The following is a 20,950-nucleotide window of genomic DNA, read 5'->3' on the forward strand; positions in this document are numbered from 1 at the left end:
AAGGGGTAGTAAAGAATGCCTAACAGTCAAAAGATTCGTCATTCGTTATCATCTGCGCAGTCTGGTATGTGGTTTGCGCAACAATTAGATCCGCTTAATCCAATTTACAATACTGGGGAATATGTAGAAATAAACGGAAATATTCATCAAGAAATTTTCGAATTAGCTGTACGTAAAGTTGTAATGGAAGCAGAAGCACTTCATGTTCGCTTCGAGGAGGATGAATTTGGCCCATGGCAAGTTATTGAAGAATCACAGTTTCATATGCATTTTATTGACGTTCGTAAAGAAGAAAACCCTGAAGAAGCTGCTAAAGTATGGATGAAAAATGATTTATCTATGCCAGTCGATTTGAAAAAAGATACATTATTTACTGAAGCACTTATTCAAGTTGAAAATAATCGTTTCTTTTGGTATCAGCGCATCCATCACATTGTGATGGATGGCTATGGATTTTCACTTCTTAGCCAAAAAGTAGCGAATGAGTATACATCACTTATAGAAGAAACAAACAAGAATGAAAAGCCATTTGATTCTCTTACAAAAGTCGTGCAAGAAGATATTGAGTATCGTGAGTCTAAAAAATTTCAGGAAGATCGTACTTTTTGGTTAGAAAAATTTGCGGATGAACCAGAAGTTGTAAGCTTGGCAGAGCGAGCACCGAGAACATCAAATGGATTTTCACGAGAAACAGCTTATTTATCTAGTTCTAGCACGAAAACTTTATTAGAAGATATCAATATTTCGTTAACAAGTTGGCCGGAATTCATTGTCGCTGTAACAAGTATTTATATGCATAAGTTAACAGGTGCACATGATATTGTTTTAGGTTTACCGATGATGGGACGTCTAGGTTCGGTATCTATTCATACACCAAGTATGGTAATGAATTTAGTGCCACTTCGTATTACAGTAACTCCAAATATAACTCTTGCGGAATTATTGCAACAAGTTTCTAAAGAAATCCGAGATGTACGTCGCCATTATAAATACCGTCATGAGGAATTAAGAAGAGACTTAAAGTTACTAGGTGAAAATCAAAGGTTGTTTGGACCGTTAGTGAATGTTATGCCTTTTGATTACGGGCTAAATTTTGCTGGAAATCGTGGTATTACGCATAATTTATCAGCAGGACCTGTCGATGATTTGTCAATAAATGTATATAAACGTTTTGATCAAAATGAGCTAATGATCCATTTTGATGCAAATCCTGAAGTATATAATGGCGCGGAGCTAGCATTGCATAAAGAAAGATTTATGAATCTATTTGAATTAGTAGTAAATAATTATGAGAAAAACGAGTCGATTGGAAAAATAAACATTACTCTGCCTGAAGAAAATCATAAAGTTTTATTGGAATGGAATGAAACGAAGGAAGACGATGAGTTAATCAGTCTGCCTATATCATTTGAAAAACAAGTGCAAAAAAATCCCAATAAACTAGCCATTACTTGTGACGGTGTAAACCTTACGTATAAAGAGCTAAATGAACGAGCGAATGAACTAGCACATTATTTAGTAGAAGAAGGAATACGACCAAACCAGTTTGTAGCTTTAGTATTCCCTAGATCAATAGAAATGGTAGTTAGTATGCTAGCAGTCTTAAAGGCTGGTGCAGCGTATTTACCAATAGATCCAGAATACCCAGCAGAAAGAATTAATTATATAGTAAATGATGCAAAACCAGTTTGTATCATAACACATTCATCTGTTTCATCTAAGTTAGTTATAGAAAATGATATGAAAAAAATTGTATTAGATGAAGAAGAAACGAAACTAGCGTTATATACATATTCTCGTATGAATATAGCATGTAAGAATGATGTATCACTTTTAAACCCAGCCTATACAATATATACTTCAGGCTCAACAGGAAACCCAAAAGGTGTAATTGTTCCTATGAGAGGTTTAAGTAACTTTTTAATGGCTATGCAACAAAAGTTTTCATTAAATGAAAATGATCATTTATTAGCAGTTACAACGTTTGCATTTGATATTTCTGCTCTAGAAATTTATTTACCTCTTATTAGTGGTGCAAGTTTAACAATTGCGCAAAAAGAAGACATACAAGAGCCTTCTGCATTAACGACACTTTTACATGAAGAAAGAGTGGCCATTATGCAGGCTACACCGACGCTTTGGCAGGTGTTAGTAACTGATTATCCAGAGAAGCTACAAGGGCTAAACATACTAGTTGGTGGTGAAGCTCTTTCAGCGCATTTAGCAAATAAATTAAAAGAATTAGGTTGCTCAATAACTAATTTATATGGACCAACTGAAACGACGATTTGGTCTACTTTCATGAACATTGATGAAGGTGAAAAGGGTATACCTCCTATTGGAAAGCCAATTTGCAATACAGAAGTGTATGTATTGGATGCAGGGTTACAACCAGTTCCACCTGGAGTTATTGGGGAATTATATATTGCAGGGGAAGGACTTGCAAGCGGATATTTAGGAAAACCTGAGTTAACAGCTGAACGGTTTGTTGCAAATCCTTATGGAGAATCAGGGAAGCGCATGTACCGTACAGGAGATCTTGTGAAATGGCGTAGTGATGGTGCGTTAGAGTACATTAGTCGCGCAGATCATCAAATTAAAATTCGTGGATTCCGAATTGAATTAGCTGAAATTGAAACGGTATTACAACGACATGAAAATATTCAACAAGCGGTAGTAATAGTACGAGAAGATCGTCCAAATGATAAACGCATCATTGCGTATATCGTTGCAGAAGAAAAGGAACCGATTAATCTTTCAGAAATTCGTTCTTATGTTTCAGAAAGTTTAGCGAATTATATGATACCATCGGCATTTGTTGTGCTAGAAGAATTACCATTAACGCCAAATGGTAAGGTTGACAGAAAGAAATTACCTGCTCCTGATTTTAATGGAATGAACAATGAGAGAGTTGCTAGAAATCCGAAAGAAGAAATATTATGTGATTTATTTGCAGAAGTACTTGGTGTTTCTCGAATTAGCATTGATGATAATTTCTTTGAAATGGGTGGACATTCACTTCTCGCATCTCGTTTAATGGCAAGAATTCGTGAAACGTTAAGTGTGGAATTAGGAATCGGGAAACTATTTGAATCACCAACTGTTGCCGAACTGGCGAAACAATTAAACGATGCAAAAAGTGCAAGACCAGCTATTCAGAAAGCAAGTAGGCCAAATGAAGTTCCACTTTCATTTGCACAGCGCAGGTTATGGTTCTTAAATTGTTTAGAAGGTCCAAGTCCTACTTATAATATTCCGCTAGTCATTCGTATGAATGGAATATTGAATCGGGAAGCATTACAAGGTGCTTTTTATGATGTAGTTGAGAAACATGAAACACTTAGAACAATTTTCCCTAACGTATTAGGTAGTTCTTATCAGAAAATTTTAGATATGGAAAACTTAAATCTAGAAATGGTTATAACTAATACATGTAAAGATGAATTAGAAAGTGTACTTTCAGAGGCGGTAAGGTATAGTTTTAACCTCGATTTTGAGCCGGCAGTTCGTTTGCAACTTTTTACAGTGAGTGAAAACGAACATGTATTATTAATTCTATTACATCATATTGTAGGTGATGGCTGGTCATTACAGCCGTTAACGAGAGACTTTACAGCGGCGTATAAAGCGCGATGTCAAGGTGACAGAGTTCAGCTGGAGTCACTTCCCGTTCAATACGCAGATTATGCACTTTGGCAACAGCAATTGCTAGGTGATGAAACGACACCAGAGAGTCTTATTTCAACACAATTAGATTTTTGGAAAGAAGAACTTAAAGGTTTACCAGACCAAATGGAGTTACCTACAGATTTCCAGCGTCCAATTGAGACGAGTTACCGCGGGGAAACAATTCATTTTCATATAGATGAAGGTATGCATAGTAGGTTAGTAGAGCTTGCACGTGAAAATGGAGCTAGTTTGTTTATGGTATTGCAAGCAGGGCTTAGTGCACTATTTACAAGATTAGGTGCAGGCACTGATATACCAATTGGAAGTCCGATTGCTGGAAGAAATGATGATGTACTCTCTGACATAGTCGGCTTATTTGTAAATACATTAGTGTTACGTACAAATACATCAGGAGATCCAAGTTTTAAAGAATTATTGAATAGAGTAAAGCAGACAAATCTTGCAGCTTATGAAAATCAAGATGTTCCATTTGAACGACTCGTTGAAGTGTTAAACCCAGTGCGTACTCGAAACAGCCACCCGTTGTTTCAAGTTATGTTAGCTTTCCAAAATACGCCAGAAGCAATCTTTGATGCCCCGGATATAGAAGCGAGCCTTGAAATTCAAAGCGTCGGTTCTGCAAAATTTGACTTAACATTTGAAATTAGTGAGAGTAACGGGGGTGACGGTACTCCGAACGGTTTACATGGATTACTAGAGTTTAGTACCGATTTATATAAACGTGAAACGGTTCAAAAACTAATAGAAAGATTTATTTTGTTATTAGATGATGCAGCGAAACATCCGGATCGATCAATTGGCACATTAGAAATATTAACTGTAGCAGAGAAAAATACAGTGTTAGAAAAGTGGAATGGTGGTTTTCAAATTGCACCAGAAATGACATTGCCACAATTATTTGAAAAGCAGGCTCATATAAATCCAAATTCTATTGCTGTTGTCTTTGAAGATAAAAAATTAACTTATGAAGAGTTAAATAGAAAAGCAAATAAAATAGCTCGATTCCTAATAGCAAAAGGGATTGGTCCTGATCAACTCGTTGCTTTAGCGATGCCAAGATCATTAAACATGGTTGTAAGCTTATTAGCTGTTCTTAAAGCTGGTGCTGGATACCTTCCGTTAGATCCAGATTACCCAGCAGACCGTATTTCATTTATGCTACACGATGCGAAACCATCATGTGTTTTAACGAATTCAGAAGTGGAAATTGAATGTAATGAGGCACTAAAAGTTTTAATTGATAATGTAAAAGTAATAGCAGAAGTTGAGAAATATAGTGAAGACAATATTGATGAAGTGGAACGCATTAAGCCATTATCTCCATCACATATTGCTTACGTTATTTATACGTCAGGGTCAACGGGTAGACCGAAAGGCGTTATGATACCTCATCAAAATGTAGTAAGACTTTTAGGAGCAACTGATCATTGGTTCCAGTTTGACGAAAACGATGTTTGGACGATGTTCCATTCATATGCTTTTGATTTTTCGGTTTGGGAAATTTGGGGACCTTTATTATATGGAGGGCGTTTAGTTGTAGTGCCACATACTGTAAGTCGCTCGCCGAAAGAATTTTTACAGCTTCTTGTTAAAGAAAAGGTTACGGTTTTAAACCAAACTCCATCAGCGTTCTATCAATTGATGCAAGCAGATCGTGAAAATGAAGAGATTGGTCAAAAATTATCTTTACGATATGTTGTTTTTGGAGGAGAAGCACTTGAGCTAAGTCGCTTAGAAGATTGGTATAGTCGACATCCTCATAACGCACCAAAGCTTATTAATATGTACGGTATTACGGAGACGACAGTACATGTTAGTTATATTGAAATAGATGAAACTATCGTCTCTTTACGAGCAAATAGTTTAATTGGGTGCAGTATACCTGACCTTAAAGTGTATGTGTTAGACAACTATTTACAACCAGTGCCACCTGGAGTAGTTGGAGAAATGTATGTTGCAGGTGCAGGGCTTGCGCGTGGATATTTAGGAAGAGCAGGATTAACGGCTGAACGCTTTATCGCAGATCCATTTGGCAAGCCAGGTACAAGAATGTATCGTACAGGAGACTTAGCTCGCTGGCGTAAAGATGGGACGCTAGATTATATAGGACGTGCAGATCATCAAATCAAAATTCGTGGGTTCCGAATTGAATTAGGAGAAATAGAAGCAGTCATAATGAAGCACCCTAAAGTTGAGCAAGTAGCCGTTATTGTACGTGAAGATCAACCAGGGGATAAACGGTTAGTTTCTTATATCGTTGCATCAAATAATGAAGCGATTGATACGAATGAAATGCGTCAGTTTGCTAGTGGTAGTTTACCAGATTATATGGTTCCATACGCTTTTGTAGTAGTAAATGAGTTACCTTTAACTCCAAACGGTAAATTAGATAGAAAGGCATTGCCAGCTCCAGAATTTATTGCATCATCTTCTAGTCGTGGTCCAAGAACACCGCAAGAAGAAATGTTATGTGACTTGTTTACAGAAGTGCTAAGTGTACCTCAAATTGGAATTGATGACGGATTCTTTGATCTTGGTGGCCATTCACTCCTTGCAGTGCAACTTATGAGCCGCATGAAAGAGGCGCTTGGAGTGGAACTAAATATTGGCACTTTATTTGCAGCACCGACTGTTGCAGGGTTAGCTGAAAGACTTGAGATGGGGAATGGTCAAAGTGCACTTGATGTGTTGCTTCCATTACGAGCAAGCGGGGATCAATTACCACTATTTTGTGTACATCCAGCTGGTGGATTAAGTTGGTGCTATGCAGGACTTATGAAATCTTTAGGAACAGATTATCCAATCTATGGTGTACAAGCACGAGGTATTGCTAAAAATGAAGAACTTCCAAAAAGTTTAGAGGAGATGGCGGCGGATTACTTGAAACATGTTCGTGAAGTACAGCCTCATGGACCATATCGTTTATTAGGTTGGTCGCTTGGAGGAAATGTTGTGCATGCAATGGCGGCGCAATTACAAAATGAAGGGGAAGAAGTAGAATTACTCGTTATGCTTGACTCTTATCCTGGACACTTCTTACCGAATACGGAAGCGCCTACTGAAGAGGAAGCGTTAATCGCATTACTTGCTTTAGGCGGATATGACCCAGATAACATGGATGGTAAACCACTTACAATGGAAAGTGCAGTTGAAATCCTTCGTAAAGATGGAAGTGCATTAGCAAGTCTTGAAGAAGAGACTATATTGAACTTGAAAGAAACATATGTAAATTCAGTAGGGTTGTTAGGGAAATATGTACCGAAAGTTTATAACGGAGATATCTTATTCTTTAGATCTACTGTTATACCAGACTGGTTTGATCCTATTTCTCCAAATACGTGGCTAAATTATTTAGATGGGCAAATTGTGCAGCACGATATTGATTGTAGACATAAAGATCTATGTCAGCCAGGTCCACTTACGGAAATTGGACAAGTATTAGCGAAATATTTGCAGAATAAGAAAGGGGTAAGTAGAGTATGACGAATCCATTTGAAAATGATAATTACACATATAAAGTATTAATAAATGAGGAGGGCCAGTATTCTCTCTGGCCTGCTTTTCTCGATGTACCTATTGGCTGGAATGTCGTATATGAAGAAGCTAGTAGGCAGAGCTGCTTAGAATATGTTGAATATAACTGGAAAGATTTGAATCCACAAGGTAATCAAGTTCGCGAAAAAACATTAGTAGGAAAACGATAATGAAAGAAAAACTAAATCCAAAAGTAGTTGTAAGTATCGTTTATATAACTGCGATGTTTATGGCTGCGATGGACGCAACGATTGTAAATGTAGCACTGCAAACGATAAGTAGAGAACTACAAGTACCTCCATCTGCAATGGGGACGGTGAATGTTGGATATTTAGTTAGTTTAGCTGTTTTCCTTCCGATTTCTGGTTGGTTAGGAGATCGTTTTGGTACGAAAAGAGTATTTTTAATTGCTCTTTTCGTATTTACAATTGCATCTGCTTTATGCGGAATGGCTAACGATATTACTTCATTGAATATTTTCCGTATTATTCAAGGTGCTGGCGGAGGGCTTTTAACACCGGTCGGAATGGCGATGTTATTTCGAACATTTTCACCAGAGGAAAGACCGAAGATTTCCCGGTTCATTATACTTCCAATTGCTGTAGCACCAGCAATTGGTCCTATCATCGGTGGTTTCTTTGTAGATCAAATGTCTTGGCGTTGGGCATTTTATATTAATCTACCGTTTGGAATCGTTGCATTGCTATTTGGACTTCTATTTTTAGCAGAACATGTTGAAAAATCAGCTGGTCGCTTTGATTCGCTCGGCTTTATTTTATCAGCACCAGGATTTGCGATGCTCATATATGCACTCAGCCAGGGACCATCAAAAGGGTGGATTTCTCCAGAAATTATGAGTACTGGGATAGCTGGGGTTGTATTCATTACATTGTTTATAATTGTAGAACTGAAAGTAAAGCAACCGATGTTAGATTTACGCTTATTAAAAGAACCAGTCTTTAGAAAGATGAGCATTATATCATTATTTTCATCAGCTGGTTTATTAGGAATGTTATTTGTTTTTCCTCTTATGTATCAAAATGTGATAGGAGTTTCTGCACTGGAATCAGGACTTACGACATTTCCAGAGGCGATTGGATTAATGATTTCTTCACAAATTGTACCATGGTCATATAAGAAATTAGGAGCTCGAAAGGTAATTTCTATTGGATTAATATGTACGGCGGTTATATTTGTTTTATTGAGTTTTGTAAATCACGATACGAATCCGTGGCAAATCCGGGCATTATTGTTTGGTATCGGTATTTTCTTAGGTCAATCTGTCGGTGCGGTTCAATTTTCTGCCTTTAACAATATCACGCCGCCTTCTATGGGGAGAGCGACTACTATATTCAATGTGCAAAATCGACTAGGTTCAGCAATAGGAGTAGCGGTTTTAGCTAGTATACTAGCTGGTTTTGGAGGTAATAACGTTCAATCCGATTTTTTACCATATCAAGCAGCATTAATTGGGTCAGCAATATTTTTGCTCATAGCACTACTATTTTCTTTACGTATTTCCGATAAAGAGGTAATGTCAAAGAAGAAAGAAAAAACATTATCTGTATCAGAAAAAGAGAAAGTACTTGTCAATGAATAACAATATACGTATGCTTTTTTATGAAAATTGATATTCGTTGAATAAAGGAGAGTTTACATGATAGAAAGTAAAGTTGTAGATTCTATTCCAACTTTGAATGAGAATGATTGTCAAATATGGTGGGCAAGAATTTCGGATTTACAATCATGGCATTACAATTTACTAAATGATATAGAGCGAGAGAAAGCAAATTCGTATCATCATTCGGCAGATCGAGCTCGTTTTATAATAGGTTGCGTAATAAGTAGATTAGTTCTCGGCAAGATACTTTCTATGTCACCAGTCCAAGTACCAATTGATCGAATGTGCTCAGTATGTAAATTGCAGCATGGAAGACCACAATTACCAGAAGGTATGCCGCAATTATCCGTTTCGCATTCAGGTGAGTGGGTTGTCGTTGCATTTACAAAATCTGCACCTGTTGGCATAGATGTAGAACAAATGAATCCAAGTATAGATGTTATGAAAATGGCAGAAGGTGTATTAACAGACATTGAAATAGCGCAAGTTATGAAACTGCCAAATGAACAGAAAATAGAAGGTTTTTTAACATATTGGACTCGAAAAGAAGCGGTGCTGAAAGCGACAGGTGAAGGACTAATGATTCCACCAGTACATATTACAGTATCAGCTCCAAATGATCCTCCAAACTTGTTGGTTTTTAAGGATAGACAAGAGTTAGCAAGTAATACAATGATGGAAGATGTAAGGCCTAGTTTAGATTATAGGGCTTCTGTTGCAATATTCAGTAAGGAAGTGACTGAAATTACGCAATTAGACGCGGCAGCACTTTTAAATCTTAAATAAAAAAATTACAGAAGAGGTGTTCCTCATGTTAGTAGCGGAAAATAGAAAGAATGAATTCACTTATAATGTACAAGCAATTAAAAATATTTTATTTTCTGGAGATACATCATCCATTCATGCTTTAGAAAAGCTTTTAAATGATACAGTTCAGTTTGATGTTCTTGAACAAGAGGCACTTGGTAGACAGTACATTCCGAAAGAAGCAAAGAATTTCTTTGATAAAGATGGAACATTTCTTTACCGTGTATCTAATGTTAGTTATAAAGGAAAGGTGTTATCTGAAAATCTAATTTTTGCAGACACTTCGTTTTTACCGGACGCAATAAAGAGTGAATTAGAGAGTGGAAATATTCCTGTTGAAAAGCTTATAGAAAAGATGGAAGTAAGAAGAAACGTATTATATGAAGGATATCAGCCATCTGGAAATATTATTGAATTGTTTGATGGATGTTCTGTTACAGCGAATGTGTATCCAACTAGAAAGTATCAAATTGTAAGTAACTGCAAATGTGTATTTTATATTTGTGAAGTGTATCATGCAGAGAATATAAAGCAATTGCTTAAATAAAAACAAGAAACCAGCCTATAAAATGGCTGGTTTCTTGTTTTTATTTAACAGCTTCTTTTAATTCTTTACCTGCTTTAAATGCAGGAACTTTACCAGCGGCGATTTGAATTTCTTCGCCAGTTTGCGGATTACGTCCTGTACGAGCAGATCTTTCGCGTACTTCAAAAGTTCCAAACCCGATTAGTTGAACTTTATCTCCAGATTGTAATGCATTAGCAATTGTGTCAAATACGGATTGTACAGCTGCAGAAGCGTCCTTTTGAGAAATATCAGCTGATTGAGCTACGTTTTTAATTAATTCTGTTTTGTTCATGTTTTCACCTCATAAAAAAATTTTTGGAATGAATGTTTTAGTATAATAGATAGTAAAGATAAAGCTATCACTATGATTAGAAAGAATACTATATAATTATGTTAATTTCGTTGCAAGAGACTGAATCCCTTCTATTATTTAGGGATTAATTAAGAATCGATGCATATAAAAAGCTTTAATATGAGGATGAGGGGGAGTATACGAATGATTTTTCGTGAAAAAAATGAGAAGGAAAGTATTTTAATTCGTCAACATGATCATGGTTTTTTAGCTGGAGAGATTGCAAAGCATATAAAAGAAGACTTTTTTGAAGATAAAACATATTTAAAAGAAACAGTTGATGCAATATATGAGCATGACAGAGGATGGATAGAGCTTGATAAAGTACCAATTTTGAATGATGCTAAAAATATTCCATATACATTTATGGATTGTCCAAGCCCATTACGTTTTGTTTTTTATACGATTGGATTGAATGAAATTGAAAATTCTAATCCATACGGGGCATTGCTTTGTAGTAAACATTTTTTATCATTTCCACTAAACGAGGAAGATGAAGAGATGATGTCATTTTATAAACATGAATTAGAACGACAAAAAAGAATTTTGAAAACGTTAACAAAGGAACAGTTTGCGATGTTCGATAAGCATTATAGATTATTAAAGTTTTGTGATGAACTTTCTTTATACGTATGTATGAATAAGCCTGGTGTCAAAAAGAAAGATGAAATTGATTTATTTACAGATGGTTTTGAAGGAACAGAAATGTTTAATAGTAAAGAGGAGAAACTTATTCAAGCTGAATGGGTGGACGAGGAAACAATTCGGATTACACCATTTCCATTTCAAACGGAATTTTATACGTATGTAAAATATAAAACGATAAATAAGCATGAAATGAAAGAAAAAGGGATTGCAAAGGCTGATAGAGAATCAGAAATGAAGAAACAAGCCATTCGTTTCATACAATAAGGAGGTAATATAAATTGAAAGATTATATATTAAAACAGTGTGATTACCATGCTTGGGCTAATACTAGATTATTCAATCGATTAAAAGAGTTACCAAACTATGAGAAAATTTTTAATGAGCAGATACAGAGTGTATTCCCATCCATTAAGGATACTTTTGTGCATATTTATATTACAGATCAAGTGTGGTTACATATATTGCATGGTAAAAGTATGAATGAAGCAATACAAGACCGAGAAGATTTACGAAAACAAATTGAAACTAAATCGTTACATGAATTAGAAAAAATGTTTGAAAACATGGCAAATCAATATAAAGAGTTTTTAATTACAATACAAGATGTGAATGCTGTATTTGTTATTGAGAATCCATATGTAGGGAAATTAGAAACTTCGATTTTAGAATTAGTGCAACATGTTGTAAATCATGGTACATATCATAGAGGAAATATAACAGCGATGATCCGTCAACTTGGTCATTCGTCGACAATGATGGATTTTGTACTGTATTTACATATGGTTAAAAAGCAGGGAGAGTAATATAGTTTGTAAGAAGGAGAGGCTTTAATTGTAGAAGTCTCTCCTTCTATTTTATCCGGCATTAATGGTAGATCGACCGATTAAAATTTTACTTTATTTATTAAGAAGCTTTATTTTCTTGTAATTGCTTAGCGTATTGTACAGCCTTATATGCATTGACTCTACCGTTTTTCCAGTACGTACCTGTACCACTAATTTTATCAGTAGTAGACTCAATAATTTGGCGGATTTGTGTATTGCTATATCCTTGATTTGCTAAAAGAGCTGCGACTCCTGCAACATGAGGTGTTGCCATAGATGTACCACTTAATGATTGATACGTACTTCCTTTATATGTTGAATATATATTTGAACCTGGTGCTGCAACATCTACCCAGCTACCATAAGTAGAGAATGAAGATTTTCTATCTGATTGATCTGTAGAAGCAACTGCAATTACTTCGCTGTAATAAGCAGGGTAATTAGCTTTTGTATTTCCAGCATTTCCAGCAGCTGCAACTATAACAGAGCCTTTATTCCATGCATATTGAACGGCTTGTTGTAATGCAGTACCACCATTTGGAGCTCCTAAACTTAAACTAATTACTTTTGCACCCGAATCAGCAGCTTCTCGAATACCTTGCGCTACAGCATCAAGAGTACCACTTCCTTGATTATCTAATACGCGGACAGCATAAATTGAAGTTTGTGGGGCAACACCAGCAATTCCGACGCTGTTATTCGTAAGTGCTCCAGTAATTCCAGCGCAATGTGTACCATGACCATTACCATCATCAGATGTATTGTCGTTATCAACATAATCATGCCCGTAAATTACTTTCGAAGCCAGATCAGGGTGTGAGCCTTGAACTCCTGTATCAATAATAGCTACTTTTACACCAGGATCACTTCGTTGGCTATCCCAAGCTTGTGGAGCTTGAATCTTTTGTAACCCGTATTGATTATTAAAATATGGGTCGTTTGGAGTCCAAAAGGCGTGAACGTAATAATTCGGTTCTGCATATTCCACATCTGGATTATTTTTATAGCTCTTTATTTTTTCTTTTACAGTACCTTTTGAAAATTGTACGACTTCAAAACCTAACTTATCATCTTTAGATAAGACATTAGCTCCGACAGATTTATGAAAAGATTGCACATTACTTAAAGATGCATTTTGTTTGAACTTAACGATTAATTGGTTAGGAACGTAATCAGTAGATGATGTTTCAGCGCTTGAAGTATTCGTGTTAAAGAAGAAACCACCAATAATAAATGATAAAACAGATAGGAAAACGATGATTTTGTTTTTCAAAAGATTTTTCCTCCCTTTTCTTGGATGAGTTTTTCAGTGACACCTTAATGTCGCATTCCTTTTCAACTATATAGTTAGACCATACGATTTATGACATTTATGTGAAAAACTTTTGAAGGAATAAAAAGGAGTAAATATTGATATAAATATATTTTTAATGATAGTAATTAAGTAAAAGAGGGGATGAAAAAAGGAACGCTCATCATGTATGAGTCATTCCTTTTTTCATAGATTAACTTGCCTGTTTTTTATTATTTTCTTTCAATTTCTCTGCTTGTAAAAAGCGATTCGTTTCAGCAACAACAATACTACTTAATCCAATTAGACCAATCAAGTTTGGAATTGCCATAAGTCCATTTGCAATATCAGCAAATGTCCATACGATTCCTAGCTTTAAATTAGCACCAATTGCAATCATAACAATAAAGATTGCTTTATAATATTTAACTGCACTTTCTCCGAATAAATAAGCTACACATTTTTCTCCATAATACGACCAGCCTAAAATAGTAGAGTAGGCAAATAAAATAATTGCGATACCGAGAATCATACTACCAGCAGTACCAAATACAGATTGGAATGCAAATGTTGTAGCTTCAACGCCAGTTTTACCAGATCTCCAAGCACCTGTAGTAATTAATACTAGTCCTGTAATTGTACATACAATAAACGTATCTAGAAAAGTACCAGTCATTGAAACTAAAGCTTGCTTTGCAGGCGAATCAGTTTTTGCCGCCGCCGCGGCAATAGGGGCACTCCCTAAACCAGCTTCGTTCGCAAATACACCACGCGCCATTCCGATTTGAATAGCTGATGCAACTGTTGCCCCAATAAAACCACCAGCAGCTGCTGTACCATTAAATGCACCAGAAAAAATAAGTGAAAATGCTTCTGGAATTTGGTCGTAGTGATAGAAAATAATTATAAGACCAGCAATTATATAAAAGAAAGCTTTAATAGGAACGACATATCCCGTCACTTTCCCAATTTTTTTTACACCGCCTAAAATAACAATTGCGATTAAAAATGACATTACTATACCAGTTAAAGCAGGAGGGAAAGAGAAATTAATTCGCATTGCCTCTGCAACTGAGTTAGATTGCACCATATTACCAATACCGAAAGAAGCAGTTGTGCCGAATATAGCGAATAATACTGCCAGCCATTTCTTACCTAAACCACGCTCTAAATAATACATTGGTCCACCTGAATATTCACCATTTTCATTACTAACACGGTATTTTACTGCAAGTATTGCCTCGGCATACTTTGTTGCCATACCGAATAAAGCGGTAATCCACATCCAAAATATTGCACCAGGACCACCAATTGTAACCGCTGTTGCAACACCGGCTATATTTCCCATACCAATCGTTGCGGCCATAGCTGTCATGAGTGCTTGGAAGTGACTAATATCTCCAGAAGAAGAAGTATCTTCTGATTTTTTAAACGCTAGTTTGTGAGCGTATAATAGTTTACTAAACTGTAAACCTTTCAAACGCACTGTGAGAATGATACCTGTTCCAACGAGTAGCAACAAAGTTGGTAATCCCCACACGTATTGATTCATTTGTTCTAATACTTTACTTACTGTCTCCATCTTTATTCTCCTTTTTTAGAAAAAATAAAAACCACTTCAAGTAAATGAAATGGTCTCTGGAGAAACAAGGGATAGAAAAATAAACCGATACAATCGGCTTTTTCTTTCGCTTGTCTCTGTCCTTTTACCTGAGAGATTATCCGCTAAAGTAGCGGATTTGCTCCTTCGGTGCTCGTTTTCCTCCGCGCTCTATGAAAGCGAGAGGGAGTCTCTCCAGAGATTCGTCCCCATGCAGTTCTACTTGTAACCAAGACCTGAGAGTTTCAAAGTTGGTATAACAACTTTTTGCCCCGTCGGTAGATCAATAGACCTTCTCCTGAATGGTTCATCCGAATTATAAAATTTATAAACACATTGATTGTAAATCAATAAAAACATTATAGACATACAAATTGTGAATTGCAATCATTTTTTATTTTAAAATAGTAAATAGTTTTATTTTTTTGTAAGTCCTAATTTATCTTCAACTTCATTTAAAGTAGATAAAGCGATGACAATATGTTGATCCGCAAGTCCTAAAGCTTGTTTTGTTTTTTCAATAGTTTCATCGGTTGGAGTAGAGTTATTTGCTCCGTCTATAATCAAATTTGCTGCATTTTTCATGAAATTTGATGCGGATTTAAACTGATTTGTGAATTGAAGTAGTTGTTTTTGTATATCTATATCTGTTATGTTTTCTTCAATTTTAAGCGTGTCTATTTCGTTCATAATTGTTTCGTACTGCTTGGAAACAGCACTCATTGTAACTAATAGTTTATTTCGATCTACTGAATCTCCATTCGTGTTAATCTCTTCCCAAGCAGGTAACCAATCTTTTTTGATGATGTCATTATAAGTAGTAGTCAATTCATTGATTTTAGGTTGTAATTTAGTTTTGAAAGTTTTTGTATCCGCTGTTTCTATAGTTGCTTTTTCGTGGTTATTTTTAACATTAGTAACGTAGAAAATTGTACCAAAAATGATGAAAATAGAAATAACAACTGTCCATTTAGTAAAAAGTAATTTCTGCAATATGTAACGCCTCCAAAATTTAAAAACTTATAATTATAATATATAACAATAATGTTGTTTTAAGTAGAGAAAATAGGTTAGAAATGATTTAAAATATATCTTTTCTATACATAAATAATTAAAGTTAGTAAAATGATGAAAGTTATATGTGAGAAAAGAGGGTTTTTAGTGAAAATGAATAGAAGAAAACTAGTTTCAAGTATTTCAATGGTTATGTTATTAGTTGGTTTAATTGCATTCATATTTATGAATAAAGAATCTAAAATTAAAGATTTTCCAGTGCCAATGTCAGCAATCCATATTAACGATGATAAGGAAGAGGACTATCAATATATAAGTGTAATGCCAATTACAAAGGCGAGTGGATGGGAGAACTTAGGGGAAAATGGGCATACTGTTAGTTTTAAAAAAGGGGAGCGGAAGGTAGCAGTAGTACATTATCCGGGAGAAATTACGTATTATTTATTTGAGAAAAAGATGAATAAGGGAGATTAGCTAAAGATGTAATTCATTAAGAGTTACATCTTTTTTTATTCTGAATCATTTGAAATTAAATTCGATAGATGTTTTGATAGATGTAGTGATAAATATGATTAGTTCTATATGTCTATAAAAAGTATTAGGGTGATTATAAAAATATTATGTGAACTAATTATTGTGAGAAGAAGATAAATTATATGCTAAAGGGGGAATTAAAAATGCTACTAAAAACAATCTACTGTAAGGTGGAAGAAGAGAAAAAGGAATTGTTTTCAAATGCGCAAGGAAAATGGCGTGATATACGGCACCTAGATGGTTTTCATGGACAATTTGGTGGATGGTATGAAGATGAGGCATGTGTATTTACTTTATGGGAAGATAGAAGTACATATCAATCATTTATGAATGGTGCTCACGATACAATTTATTTAAATAGTAATCAAGAGGAGACGTTTCTTTCATGTGAAATTGAATTATTTCAAACGTTGTATGATATAACTGATACGCATTTGAAAGACGTTGTTACAGAAGGATCATTCGTAAGAGTTGCTATATGTGATGTAAAGATGGAAAAGGAAAATCATTTTTTACATAAGCAAGAAACAATTTGGAATAAAGGAATGGAAAAAGCAAAAGGAATGTTAGGTGGAGTAGTTGGGAAGTCTTTAAAAAATGAAAATCGTTACATAGTGTTAACGTATTGGAAAGATGAAAAGATGCATCAACATTATGTGGAAGAGATTTTCTCAGGTTTATATAAATTAGCTAATATTCATGAAGAGATAGAAGGGATAAAAGGAAAACAAGCTGTATGTATGGAAGAATGGCTTGTATATTAAACGCTGAAAAAGTGCATAAATGAATGTATAATAAAGATATTTTCTTATAAACAAGTAATTAATAGAAGACGTTATATACCCTTTCATGTTAATATATTTAAGTTATAATAGGAGGCTTACCCTTTTGTATTGTACGGTAGAAGCAGTGTGAGCTTGAAATTTTTTTAGAAAAGGATGTGCCTAATTTGCGTATCAATAAATTTATTAGTGAAGCTGGAAAAGCGTCTCGACGTGGAGCGGATAAACTAATTAATGAGAGAAGAGTAATTATTAACGGTAAGGTTGCAAAAATTGGTGACCAAGTGAACCCAGGTGATGATGTACGAGTAAATGGAGAGCAGCTTCGAATTGCTCGAGATCACGTATATATCGCTTTAAATAAACCAGTAGGTATTACATGTACGAGTGAAAAAGCTGTAAAAGGTAATATTATCGATTTAGTGAACCATCCTTTACGAATTAGTCACATTGGACGTCTTGATAAAGACTCAGACGGTTTAATTTTGTTAACGAATGATGGTGATATTGTTAATGAGATTTTACGTGCTGAAAACAAACATGAGAAAGAATATATCGTTTCAGTAGATAAGCCAATTACACCTGATTTCTTAGAGAAAATGGCAGCGGGTGTTAAAATTTTAGGAACAAAAACGCTTCCTTGTGAGATTACACAGTTATCAAAATATGAGTTCCAAATTATTTTAACACAAGGGCTAAATCGCCAAATTCGCCGTATGTGTGAAGCTTTAGGTTATCAAGTATACACGTTAAAACGTACGAGAATTATGAATATCGAATTGAATAATTTACCAGTTGGGCAGTGGAGAGATTTAACGAAGAAAGAGAAAAGACGTCTATTTGCAGACTTAAATTACGAACCACAAGATTGGTAAAATTGTGGAGTGAAACCAAAAAAATTTGGTTTCGCTTTTTTAAATTAAATAAATAATTTTTTTAAACACTTGCAAAAATAAAATGAATAAGATATATTAAATAACAATAAATGGATGTTTTACAAAAAGCAAAGAAAAGGACACGAGTTATTTTACCCGGTTATACAGAGAAGGAAGGAAAGCTGAGAACTTCCTAACGCAGAAAAATAACTTACCACCTTAGAGCTGCACTAGGGAAATGAAGTATCTAGTGCCGTGTATGCGACGTTATCGCAAAAGAAGCCATTATGTTTTTTTGTGATGGGAATCTGGGTGGAACCACGGATATAAGCATATTCGTCCCTATATTTAGGGATGAATATGCTTTTTTGCATTCAATTTCATAATAAGCGAAGAAAAGGACACGAGTTATTTTACCCGGTTATACAGAGAAGGAAGGAAAGCTGAGAACTTCCTAACGCAGAAAAATAACTTACCACCTTAGAGCTGCACTAGGGAAATGAAGTATCTAGTGCCGTGTAAACGACGTTACCGTAAATGAAGCCATTGTATATTTACAATGGGAATCTGGGTGGAACCACGGGTAAAAGCACGCTCGTCCCTATTTTAGGGATGAGTGTGCTTTTTATTATGAAATGGAGAGATGAAAAATGAAAGAACAAATGATTGAAATTAAATTTCCAGATGGTAGCGTTAAAGAATTTGTAAATGGAGTTACTTTAGAAGAAATTGCTGGATCCATTAGCAGTAGTTTGAAAAAGAAAGCAGTCGCGGGGAAAGTAAATGATGGATTATATGATTTACGCCGAGATATTGAAGAAAATGCGGAAGTGGAAATCATTACTATAGATTCAAATGAAGGGGTAGAAATTGCAAGACACTCCGCGGCACATATTTTAGCGCAAGCTGTAAAAAGATTGTATGGTGATATAAATCTTGGAGTAGGACCTGTTATTGAAAATGGATTTTATTATGATATGGATCTTCCAAGTAGTGTAAACATAGAAGATTTACGAAAAATCGAAAAAGAAATGAAAAAGATCATAAATGAAAATATAAAGATAGAACGAGTTGAGGTTTCTCGAGAAGAAGCAGCTAAACTGTTTCAAGAAATGAACGACCGCTTGAAATTAGAACTTTTAGAAGCAATTCCTAGTGGGGAAAGTGTAACACTATATAAACAAGGTGAATTTGTAGATTTATGTAGAGGACCACATTTACCATCTACAGGTTATTTGAAAGCATTTCAATTAACTCACGTTTCCGGTGCATATTGGCGAGGTGATAGTAATAACCAAGTGCTTCAGCGCATATATGGTGTTGCATACTCTTCTCAAAAAGAATTAGAAGAGTATTTACATTTCGTTGAAGAAGCAGCAAAAAGAAATCATCGTAAGTTAGGCAGTGAGCTTGAGTTATTTATGTTTTCTGAAGAGGCTCCGGGAATGCCGTTTTATTTACCGAAAGGACAAATGATTCGTAACGAATTGGAAGCATTTTTAAGAGAAATTCAAAAAGAGTATAAGTATCAAGAAGTACGCACTCCGTTCATGATGAACCAAGAAGTATGGGAGAGATCAGGGCACTGGGGACATTATAAAGATAATATGTATTTCTCTGAAGTAGATAATAAAAGTTTTGCATTAAAACCGATGAACTGCCCAGGGCACATGCTTATGTTTAAAAATAAATTGCATTCTTATCGTGAATTACCGATTCGTATGTGTGAATTTGGTCAAGTACATCGTCATGAATTTAGTGGTGCGTTAAACGGATTATTAAGAGTACGTACTTTCTGCCAAGATGATGCACATTTATTTGTAACTCCAAAACAAATTGAAGATGAAATTAAATCAGTAATGGCGCAAATTGATTACGTATATAAAACTTTTGGATTCGAATATGAAGTAGAGCTTTCTACTCGTCCAGAAGATTCAATGGGTGATGATAAATTATGGGAGCAAGCAGAAGCGGCATTAGAAAATGTATTACAATCGCTAAATTATAAATATAGACTAAATGAAGGTGACGGTGCATTTTACGGGCCGAAAATTGATTTTCATATTAAAGATGCTTTAAATAGAAGCCACCAGTGCGGAACAATCCAGCTTGATTTCCAAATGCCAGAGAAATTTGATTTGAATTATATAGATGAAAATAATGAAAAGAAAAGACCAGTTGTTATTCACAGAGCAGTTTTAGGGTCATTAGATCGCTTCTTAGCAATATTAATTGAGCACTTTGGAGGTGCGTTCCCGGCATGGGTGGCACCAGTTCAAGTGAAAGTAATTCCAGTTTCAAATGCAGTACATGAACAATATGCCAATGAGATTGCACATAAATTAGCACAAGCTGGAGTTCGTGTTGAACAAGATGCACGAGATGAAAAATTAGGATATAAAATAAGAGAAGCACAAATGCAAAAAGTACCGTATGTTCTTGTTATTGGGGATAAGGAAATGGAAAACGGAGCTGTAAATGTACGTAAATATGGGGAAGAGAAGTCAGAAGTTATTGCGCTAGATGTATTTGTGGCAAGTATTGAAGAAGAAATAAAGAATAGAAAATATTGATTGTAAAGAAAACACACTATTAGCAATTAGTGTGTTTTCGTTTTTATCTTACAAAAATGTAAGGTAAATGTAAGCGAAATCGAGGGAACGAGTTGTAGAAAAATGAGAATATGGAGTAGGAAATAGGTTCATGTTAAGGGTGTAACTCTTATTGAATGAATAATTAAAAAAATCTTAAGGATTTATATGGCAAAATAATAAGAAATATGTGAGAAATTAATTTTATACAAAAGGGAT

Annotated in this window: 15 protein-coding genes, 1 riboswitch and 2 other annotated features; of the genes, 11 read left to right on the forward strand and 4 right to left on the reverse strand. The window is 35.1% G+C overall.

What is annotated here, in order from left to right; all coding sequences use genetic code 11:
- Window positions 1-15: 15 nt before the first annotated feature.
- From MHB52_RS12230 to MHB52_RS12250, 5 genes are read left to right on the forward strand one after another with little or no spacing between them, the layout of a single operon-like run.
- On the forward strand, window positions 16-7,173 hold the full coding sequence (locus tag MHB52_RS12230) for an amino acid adenylation domain-containing protein (protein WP_061664689.1): 7,158 nt from the start codon (window positions 16-18) through the stop codon (window positions 7,171-7,173).
- Window positions 7,170-7,394: an MbtH family protein gene (locus MHB52_RS12235; protein WP_000184059.1), complete on the forward strand. Its 225-nt coding sequence runs from the start codon at window positions 7,170-7,172 to the stop codon at window positions 7,392-7,394. Before MHB52_RS12230 ends, MHB52_RS12235 begins: the two co-directional genes overlap by 4 nt.
- Entirely contained in the window at window positions 7,394-8,824 is a 1,431-nt protein-coding gene (locus MHB52_RS12240) for an MDR family MFS transporter (protein WP_000660200.1), read from the forward strand. Before MHB52_RS12235 ends, MHB52_RS12240 begins: the two co-directional genes overlap by 1 nt.
- 57 nt (window positions 8,825-8,881) lie before the next feature.
- The gene (gene sfp, locus MHB52_RS12245) at window positions 8,882-9,631 is read left to right on the forward strand and encodes a 4'-phosphopantetheinyl transferase Sfp (protein WP_000572999.1); all 750 of its coding nucleotides are present in this window, start codon (window positions 8,882-8,884) and stop codon (window positions 9,629-9,631) included.
- Between the two features lie 25 nt (window positions 9,632-9,656).
- A complete protein-coding gene (locus tag MHB52_RS12250) occupies window positions 9,657-10,199 on the forward strand; it encodes a hypothetical protein (RefSeq protein ID WP_000959126.1) in 543 nt (180 codons plus the stop codon).
- Window positions 10,200-10,239: 40 nt separating this feature from the next.
- On the opposite strand, the gene MHB52_RS12255 is transcribed toward MHB52_RS12250, so the two are convergent.
- The gene (locus MHB52_RS12255) at window positions 10,240-10,512 is read right to left on the reverse strand and encodes an HU family DNA-binding protein (RefSeq protein WP_001043905.1); all 273 of its coding nucleotides are present in this window, start codon (window positions 10,510-10,512) and stop codon (window positions 10,240-10,242) included.
- Window positions 10,513-10,716: 204 nt separating this feature from the next.
- On the opposite strand from MHB52_RS12255, the gene MHB52_RS12260 reads away from it, so the two are divergent.
- Window positions 10,717-11,484 (forward strand): DUF3891 family protein, encoded by a 768-nt coding sequence (locus MHB52_RS12260; RefSeq protein WP_061664691.1) that lies wholly within the window; start codon window positions 10,717-10,719, stop codon window positions 11,482-11,484.
- A 14-nt stretch (window positions 11,485-11,498) separates the two neighbouring features.
- A complete protein-coding gene (locus MHB52_RS12265) occupies window positions 11,499-12,023 on the forward strand; it encodes a DinB family protein (protein ID WP_016117772.1) in 525 nt (174 codons plus the stop codon).
- Window positions 12,024-12,123: 100 nt separating this feature from the next.
- Here the strand turns inward: MHB52_RS12265 and MHB52_RS12270 are convergent, their stop codons facing one another.
- The 3 genes from MHB52_RS12270 to MHB52_RS12280 form a co-directional block, all read right to left on the reverse strand.
- Entirely contained in the window at window positions 12,124-13,317 is a 1,194-nt protein-coding gene (locus MHB52_RS12270; RefSeq protein WP_000790937.1) for a S8 family peptidase, read from the reverse strand.
- Window positions 13,318-13,549: 232 nt separating this feature from the next.
- Window positions 13,550-14,917 (reverse strand): alanine/glycine:cation symporter family protein, encoded by a 1,368-nt coding sequence (locus MHB52_RS12275; RefSeq protein ID WP_000451049.1) that lies wholly within the window; start codon window positions 14,915-14,917, stop codon window positions 13,550-13,552.
- A 106-nt stretch (window positions 14,918-15,023) separates the two neighbouring features.
- A riboswitch (glycine riboswitch) is annotated at window positions 15,024-15,144 on the reverse strand.
- A 208-nt stretch (window positions 15,145-15,352) separates the two neighbouring features.
- Window positions 15,353-15,928, reverse strand: coding sequence for a hypothetical protein (locus MHB52_RS12280; RefSeq protein ID WP_001170883.1), 576 nt, complete (start codon window positions 15,926-15,928; stop codon window positions 15,353-15,355).
- Between the two features lie 132 nt (window positions 15,929-16,060).
- Between MHB52_RS12280 and MHB52_RS12285 the strand changes: the two genes are divergently transcribed.
- From MHB52_RS12285 to thrS, 4 genes are all read left to right on the forward strand, one after another.
- Window positions 16,061-16,423 (forward strand): hypothetical protein, encoded by a 363-nt coding sequence (locus MHB52_RS12285; RefSeq protein WP_001999750.1) that lies wholly within the window; start codon window positions 16,061-16,063, stop codon window positions 16,421-16,423.
- Window positions 16,424-16,626: 203 nt separating this feature from the next.
- A complete protein-coding gene (locus tag MHB52_RS12290) occupies window positions 16,627-17,247 on the forward strand; it encodes a YdbC family protein (RefSeq protein WP_061664692.1) in 621 nt (206 codons plus the stop codon).
- 185 nt (window positions 17,248-17,432) lie between these two features.
- The gene (rluF, locus tag MHB52_RS12295) at window positions 17,433-18,140 is read left to right on the forward strand and encodes a 23S rRNA pseudouridine(2604) synthase RluF (RefSeq protein ID WP_001222160.1); all 708 of its coding nucleotides are present in this window, start codon (window positions 17,433-17,435) and stop codon (window positions 18,138-18,140) included.
- Window positions 18,141-18,262: 122 nt separating this feature from the next.
- Window positions 18,263-18,487, forward strand: a binding site (T-box leader).
- Between the two features lie 36 nt (window positions 18,488-18,523).
- Window positions 18,524-18,746: a binding site (T-box leader), on the forward strand.
- 44 nt (window positions 18,747-18,790) lie between these two features.
- The gene (gene thrS, locus MHB52_RS12300) at window positions 18,791-20,713 is read left to right on the forward strand and encodes a threonine--tRNA ligase (protein ID WP_061664947.1); all 1,923 of its coding nucleotides are present in this window, start codon (window positions 18,791-18,793) and stop codon (window positions 20,711-20,713) included.
- Window positions 20,714-20,950 lie beyond the last annotated feature (237 nt).

This window comes from Bacillus sp. FSL K6-0073 (assembly GCF_038006085.1).
Lineage (GTDB): Bacteria > Bacillota > Bacilli > Bacillales > Bacillaceae_G > Bacillus_A > Bacillus_A cereus.